We start from the raw sequence: 6,774 nt of genomic DNA, 5'->3' as shown, positions 1-6,774 counted from the left end.
TCAACCTTTTTTGGCCACCCCCCCCCCCGGGGGGGGGGGGGCCCGCGGCGGGGGGGGGGGGTCGGGGGGGGGGGGCCCCCGCTCCCACGTCGCTTTGCCTGAAGGATGCTCAATGTCGACTCAACCGACCGGACGGTCCGATGATCAACGCCGACGGCGTGATGCCACTGAGTACGATTCAGGTGTCGCCTTGCCGATTGCGCCTGTCCAAAAAGTGTAGCTGACGCGCGATGGCCTCGACCGCTGGCAAACGCACGCCCAGCTTCGCCACTTCACGCAGCGGGCGGTCGTACATGAACTCGATCTCAAGCGCGCGTTTGGCAAGGTAGTCCAAGCGCATGCTCGGGGCGTAGGGAGTCATGGCCTCGGTGACCTCGAGCAGCTTTGCCGTGAAGCCTGCATCGAAAGGAGCACCGCACGCAGCGGCACCAAGGGCCACCTCCGCCATGAGCTGCTCGGCAAGCGCCCTCGCATCCGGGTCCCTCATGATGCTGTCGGTGTTTGCGTCGAGCACCACCGAGAGGCCGTTGAAGGGGATGTTCCAGGCGAGCTTGCGCCAACGCGCCTTGAGCAGTGAGGGAAAGCGCTCGACCTTGACGCCGCTCGACGCGAAGGCATCCATCAGCCGAGGGACCCAAGCCTGCCCGCGCGCGTCCTGGGGCGCAAAGCTCACCAAGCCATAGTCCAAATGCGCGATATGGCCTGGCCCAAGCTTGTTCGAGCAGAGAAAACAGAGGCCGGCAACCACCGGGGAGTCCGGAAAGGCCTCGGACAGCGCTTCCTCCATCGTCAAGCCGTTCTGGAAGTTCAGGATGACGGTTCCCGGACGCACCAAGGGTCGGAGCAGGTCGACCAGCTGATGGTTTTGCGTGGTCTTGAGCGCGACGCAAACCACATCGCTTTGGGGGATTTCATCGGACGCTCGATAGACATCCACCGGGAAGTGGTGCAGATCACCCAGGGGCGAATCGACGCGCAGGCCATGCTGGCGCATATAATCGGCATCGGAATGCGCGATAAAGCGCACTTGAAAGCCATGATGCAGAAGCCGTGCCCCATAGAAGCCGCCCAGGGCGCCCGTGCCGAGGATGGTGAAGCTGAGTGTCTGAGATGTCATGGTGCTGAGTGGTGCTATCGTTCACGCGATTCCGCCAGATTTTCTCGGCATGATCCGCGTCAGAGCTGCCAGTATCCGCCACCGCTATCGCTTCAGCAACCAGCCATGGTGGGCCGCTCGGCTGAGTGATCCTAGCGACGCTTTGACGCGAGGAGCCGTCAGATTCGCCAGGCGCTGTCATGACGCTGAACCGCGGATGACCGACACCCGGGGTCTCGTCTCCCTTCTGCGACGCTTCCAGTGGATTTCCGGAGTTCAGCAAACTGTCCCTGGAACTGCTCTGGAACTGCTGGAACTGGGCGTTGCGCCGGCCACTTCCTCGCCTCTCGGCGCACAGAAAATCGACCGCGTAAGCCTATGATTCAGCGAACCTGACCGACTTATGGGCAATGGCATGAGGCTATTCATCGGAGAAGACATTATGGAGTTTTTGACAGAACACAAAGGGCGGGAAGCGGAGATCATTGACCTCTTCACCCTGGCCTTCACTGTGTCCGAGGGCGAGGAAGAAGGCGAGCTGATCGGGAAACTGGTGCGGAATCTGCTGGACGGCACGGCGGAGAAGGATCTCTTCGTCTTCACTGCGGACGAGGACGGCACGGTCATTGGCGGCATCATCTTCTCGCGGCTGACCTACGAGCAGGATGAACGGATCCTGTTCATTCTCGCCCCCGTCGCCGTGGCGCCCCATCAGCAAAGGAAGGGCATTGGACAGCGGCTGCTGACCCATGGACTGGCTGCGCTGCGGCGCGCTGGCGTCGACATCGTCATAACCTATGGCGATCCGAGCTACTATGCCAAGGTCGGCTTCGTGCCGATCAGCGAGGCGGATGCACAAGCACCCATGCCGCTGAGCCGTCCCGAAGGCTGGCTGGGTCAGTCCTTGACGCACCGGGCGATGGCGCCGCTGAAAGGCCCGTCCCGCTGTGTCGAGGCGCTCAACAATCCCGTGTTCTGGTAGAGGAACCATGGTGATGGACCCTGAGGACTTCGCCCGCCTTCACAGCAGCGCGAGCGCCGAGTCGGCAAGCCGCGATTTGGCGACGCTCGCAGCACTGGGTTGGGAACCCTTCTTCGCGCGGCAGATCAGCGTGGAGACGCTGTCCGACACGCCGCCGGCGCGCGTCGTCGCCGTCCATCGCAGCGGCCTCCAGATCCTTGGCGCTGGCATCGACGCGATCATCCCGCCGCGCGCCGACGCGACCGTGGGTGACTGGCTGCTGCTCGATCGCGATCAGACTCGGGCGAGCTGCCTCCTGTTCCGAAAAAGCCTTATCAAGCGCCGTGCGCCAGGCACGAACCGGCAGGCGCAACTGATCGCGGCGAATATCGACACGGCCTTCGTCGTCACCTCCTGCAATCAGGATTTCAACCTTGCCCGACTGGAACGCTACGTCGCACTTGCCCTCGAGGCGAAGATTGCGCCCGTCATCGTCCTGACCAAGGCTGACCTGGTGACGGATCTGCCATCCTGGATCGATGCAGCCCGCACCGTCTCGGACCGGATCCCGGTCGTCGCGCTCGACGCTCGTGGGGGCGAGCCGCCAGAGGTGCTGTCGCCCTGGTGCAAGCCCGGCCAGACTGTCGCCTTCCTTGGGTCGTCGGGTGTCGGGAAATCCACCCTCACCAACGCCCTTGCCGGCACCGATGCAATCGCAACGCAGGGCATCCGCGAAGACGACGCCAAGGGACGTCATACGACGACACGCCGGGAGCTGCACCTCATCCCCGGAGGCTGCCTGGTGCTGGACACGCCGGGCATGCGGGAATTGCAGTTGGCAGACGCCGCCTCCGGCATCGCCGAGACCTTCGAGGACATTCAAACACTCTCGGCCCAATGCCGGTTTGGTAATTGCCAGCACGAAAGCGAACCCGGCTGCGCGATCCGGGATGCGATCGAGCATGGCCGAATCGACTCCGCGCGGCTTCTCCGCTGGCGCAAGCTGATGGCGGAGGACGCCTTCAATTCCGCGAGTCTGGCCGAGCGCCGCACAAAAGACCGGGCATTCGGAAAGATGGTGCGAAGGGTTATGAAGGACGCCAAGTCGCGCCGACGGTCCTGATCAAGGAATGCACTTCGAATTAGCCTGACGATCAGGGCTGAAGGCCACGCTGGTTCATGCGAAACGACACTATCGACGATGTCTTCATTGATGAGTGGTTGGACGGATCACAAGCGCGTCCGTCGCGGCGGGGCGCTGCCCCACCGCCGACCGCGCGCGTGCACGACCGATCATCGAGGCCCACTCATGCCGCCTCCGCAAGCCGCCTCACGGCGCCGAAATCCGTCTTGCCGCTGCCCAGCTTGGGGATCGCGTCGACGCGCAGGATCTCCGACGGGACGCTGAGTGGATTGGTCCCGGCGTCGAGCATGGCCTTGCGCAAGCTGTCCGCATCGACCTCGTCGGCCACCAAGAGCAAGATGCGCTCACCCTTGCGGGCATCGGGCAGGTTGACGGCGGCGACTTCGAGGTCTGGCCGCCCTAGGGCGCGACGGACCTGCTCCTCGACAGCCCCCAGGCTGACCATCTCGCCGCCGAGCTTGGCGAAACGCGAATAGCGATCCACGATGGTCAGGAAGCCATCGGCGTCCAGATGCCCCTTGTCGCCGGTCTTGTACCAGCGCATCCCATCCAGCTCGACGACGGCATCCGCGGTCTTGTCCGGCGCGTTCAGATAGCCCTTCATCACCTGGACACCGCCGATGAGCACAAGACCGTCTTCCCCTGGCGACAGCGGTTCCAGTGTCGCCGGATCCACGACGCGGAAACTGGTTCCTGGCAGCGGCAGTCCGACCGTCCCCGGCCGCGAGCCTGACTGGATCTTCCAGGTTTGTGTCTCCAGGGCATCGGGCACATTGACGCTGGCCACGGGCGTCGTTTCAGTGGCCCCATAGCCTTCCAGAATGTCCTTGTGGAACTTGAGTGCGAAGGCATCACGCACGTCCGTGCTCAGCCGTTCGGCGCCGGCCACGACGATGCGCAGCGATTCCAGCATCAGCGGATGGACGCGTCGGTTGCGGATGTAGAGCCGCAGGAAGGTGGAGGTGCTGCATAGCACGGTGACGCGATGGCGCGCGATGGCCTTGGCGCTGCCAACGGCATCGGTCGGATCTGGATGGCAGACCGCGGGAACCCCTTCGAGCAGCGGCATGAAGGTCGTGGCCGTGAGACCGAAGGCATGAAACAGCGGCAGGTTGGACAAGACGACATCGTCCGCCCGCGTATTGAGCACGTCCGAGATCTGCCGCACGTTGGCCATGATGTTGCGGTGCGTCAGCTCGATGCCCTTGGGCTGCCCCTCGCTGCCGCTGGAGAAAAGGATGGCGGCGGTGTCATCCGGGCGCGACGGCCGGCCGAAGAGCCGAGTCAGCAGAGCCGCCGGCAGCAACGTCGCGGCGCCGAGCGCGAACAGCGTGCTCAGCCGGCCGAACTCGGCGCGCATCGGCTCCATGGCATGCAGGCTCACCCCGGGCAGCGCCGCTTGCAGGTCGATCCCGCGCTGCTCGAGCTTGCGCAAGAAGCGGTCTGCCGTGATGACGTGGCGCACGCCCGCCTGGGTCACCCCGGCGCGCAAGGCCTCCGCGCTTGCCGTGTAGTTGAGGTTGACGACAATCTTGCCCGCGAAGAGCGCCGCGAGATTGGCGATGGCGCCGGCACTGCTCGCCGGCAGCAGGATGCCGACTGCGGGCTCGGGCGCGAGGCGGCGAATCTTTCCCGCGAACAGCAGCACTGCGGTCAGCAGACGTCGATTGGTGAGGGTCGTCCCGATCGAGTCGATCACCGCAAGCTTGCCGAGGTTGCGTTTCGCGGACCTCAACCAGGCGCCGGACAGCGTCGGCAGCGACTCCACGTAGCTCTTCCAGGAGGTGACCGAGAGTTCGAAAACCGCCTGTTTGACCCGTTCAGCGCTCGCCTCGAGCGGCAAGGGGGCACCGAAGGCCACGATGATCTCGCGGACGCGGCCATCCTTGCGGTTCGCCTGGAGCTTTGCACTCGCGTAGGAAAAGCGGCTGCCCCAGAGCCCACGTTGATAGAAAGGCAAGATGACGCCCGCCTTGGCGGCACGCGCGGACAGCTCGAAGCCGCGCTTGAACTCCGACAGCTGCCCAGTCTTGCTCAGCGTCCCCTCGGGGAAGATGCAAACGACCTCGCCTGCGTCCAGCAAGCGCGCCACGGTGTTGATGGCTTCACGGCTGCGCCCGCGCGAGATGGGGATCACACCGAAGAAGTCGAGGAACCAGCGCAGATACCAGCGCTCGTAGATCCAGCGCTCCATGACGAAGCGGACCGGGCGCGGGCTGGCCATTTGCACCATGGCCCAGTCGATCCAACTGACGTGATTGCCAAGCAAGAGCACGCCGCCCTGCGCGGGCATGTTTTCCAGGCCCATGACCGTCAGCCGGTAGCGCGTCGCAATCAGGCGCGCGACGATGAAGCGGACCAGCGACTGCGGGAGCTGGTAGAGCGTGTACAAGGCGCCAATGAGCGCAACGATGGCCAGGAACACCATCACCGGCCATCCGCTGATCTGACTGAAGGCGGCGAGGACCGTCAGGCCGAGAAAGCCGAGCATCACCACGTTCTGGACAAAATTGTTAGCCGCCAGCACCCGTCCCAATCCATTTTCACCGGCATTGAATTGGATCAGCGCATTCAGGGGTACCAGGAAAAGACCGCCCAGAAAGCCGAGTGCCAGGAAGTTGAAGGCATGCGCCCAGGCGGAACCGAGTCCAGGCAAGACGAAGAGGGAGAGCGCAATGCCGATGGCGCCGATAGGGATGAGCCCAGTCTCGATGTGGCTCCGCGAAACACGCCCGGCGAGGTAGGAGCCGAAAATGATGCCGACCCCGGAGCAGGCGAGCATGCCCTGAATCACGACCGTATTGGTCTCGCCCAGGGTGTCCTTCGCAAAGGCGGGAAAGGCCGCCAAGATGACCTGCGAGATCGCCCAGAAGATCGAGAGGCCCACGATCGACAGCCAAATGACCTGATTGCCCCAGGCCGCACCCAGATTCTCTTTGAGATAGCGGCCCGAGACATAGCGACCCCAACGAAAGCCCATGGCATTGCCTTGGCTGACCTGTGGCAGACGATAGGCCAGGGCCAGTTCGAGCAAGGAGCAGACCACCAGGACCCAGCCGAGGGGCGCGATCCGCTGGGTGATGGCGCTCGGATCACCCAGATCCATCTCCGTTAGGCGCGCTTCGAAGAGCACCGAAAAGAAGAAGATTCCGGCGAGGATGGCCGTGGTTGTCGTTGCCTGCGCCCAGCCGTTGGCCGAGCCCAGTGCCTCCTTCCCGACCAGTTCCTTGATGTAACCGTACTTGGCCGGCGAATAGAAGGCGCTCTGGGCCGCGAGCAGGAAGGTCATGGCGAAGGCAGCCCAGAACCAACCGAGATAATAGAAGGCCGTGATGCAGAGCGTCAGCGCAACCGCCAGCCAGGCGCTGGCACGCATCACACGGTTCTTCGGGAAGCGGTCCGCGATGAAGCCGGACGGCGTAAAAAGCAAGACGAAGGGCAGAAGGATGAGCGCATTGACGATCGCGGTCAGCAGGACCTGCGTGTCGCCGTCATAGAGTGCGGCCTCTGAATGATGTCTCAGCAACAGCATTCGGCGCCGAACTGATCAATGCGCTGCCAGAACTGAGTCCA

At 63.8% G+C, this 6,774-nt stretch carries 4 protein-coding genes; 2 read left to right on the top strand and 2 right to left on the bottom strand.

Features of this window, described 5'->3' with window-relative positions; genetic code table 11:
• Positions 1–178: 178 nt before the first annotated feature.
• Positions 179–1,117, bottom strand: coding sequence for a 2-dehydropantoate 2-reductase (locus G3480_RS24555; RefSeq protein WP_164656862.1), 939 nt, complete (start codon positions 1,115–1,117; stop codon positions 179–181).
• 421 nt (positions 1,118–1,538) lie between these two features.
• On the opposite strand from G3480_RS24555, the gene G3480_RS24550 reads away from it, so the two are divergent.
• Positions 1,539–2,078 (top strand): GNAT family N-acetyltransferase, encoded by a 540-nt coding sequence (locus G3480_RS24550; protein ID WP_164656861.1) that lies wholly within the window; start codon positions 1,539–1,541, stop codon positions 2,076–2,078.
• Positions 2,079–2,091: 13 nt separating this feature from the next.
• On the top strand, positions 2,092–3,180 hold the full coding sequence (rsgA, locus tag G3480_RS24545; RefSeq protein ID WP_164656860.1) for a ribosome small subunit-dependent GTPase A: 1,089 nt from the start codon (positions 2,092–2,094) through the stop codon (positions 3,178–3,180).
• Positions 3,181–3,364: 184 nt separating this feature from the next.
• Here rsgA and G3480_RS24540 read toward each other — a convergent pair whose 3' ends face one another.
• Positions 3,365–6,727: an acyl-[ACP]--phospholipid O-acyltransferase gene (locus tag G3480_RS24540; protein ID WP_240906037.1), complete on the bottom strand. Its 3,363-nt coding sequence runs from the start codon at positions 6,725–6,727 to the stop codon at positions 3,365–3,367.
• Between the last annotated feature and the right edge of the window lie 47 nt (positions 6,728–6,774).

The organism is Thiorhodococcus mannitoliphagus (assembly GCF_010915725.1).
In the GTDB taxonomy this organism is placed as follows: Bacteria; Pseudomonadota; Gammaproteobacteria; order Chromatiales; family Chromatiaceae; genus Thiorhodococcus; species Thiorhodococcus mannitoliphagus.
This window is presented reverse-complemented; position numbering and strand designations above follow the sequence as displayed.

What these genes read in the sequence shown, in the direction of transcription:
- G3480_RS24555 (WP_164656862.1), bottom strand. Translation starts at nt 1,117, where the DNA reads ATGACATCTCAGACACTCAGCTTCACCATCCTCGGCACGGGCGCCCTG.
- G3480_RS24550 (WP_164656861.1), top strand. Translation starts at nt 1,539, where the DNA reads ATGGAGTTTTTGACAGAACACAAAGGGCGGGAAGCGGAGATCATTGAC.
- rsgA (WP_164656860.1), top strand. Translation starts at nt 2,092, where the DNA reads ATGGACCCTGAGGACTTCGCCCGCCTTCACAGCAGCGCGAGCGCCGAG.